The following is a 349-nucleotide window of genomic DNA, read 5'->3' on the forward strand; positions in this document are numbered from 1 at the left end:
TCAACAAGCAATTCAGTAAGTGAGTCAGCATCTAAAGTAGCTTCAGAGTCAGCTTCAACAAGCAACTCAGTAAGTGAATCAGCATCTAAACTTACATCAGAATCAGCTTCAACAAGCAACTCAGTAAGTGAATCAGCATCTAAAGTAGCTTCAGAGTCAGCTTCAACAAGCAACTCAGTAAGTGAGTCAGCGTCTAAAGTAGCATCAGAGTCAGCTTCAACAAGCAACTCAGTAAGTGAATCAGCATCTAAACTTACATCAGAATCAGCTTCAACAAGCAATTCAGTAAGTGAGTCAGCATCTAAAGTAGCTTCAGAGTCAGCTTCAACAAGCAACTCAGTAAGTGAAT

The 349-nt window shown here is 39.8% G+C and carries 1 protein-coding gene; it reads right to left on the minus strand.

Annotated features, from left to right (window positions below):
• Positions 1–349: hypothetical protein (locus SK629_RS12865; protein ID WP_042901891.1), on the minus strand; the 349-nt coding region annotated here is incomplete at both ends.

It is taken from the genome of Streptococcus mitis (assembly GCF_000722695.1).
GTDB classification, from domain to species: Bacteria; Bacillota; Bacilli; order Lactobacillales; family Streptococcaceae; genus Streptococcus; species Streptococcus mitis_O.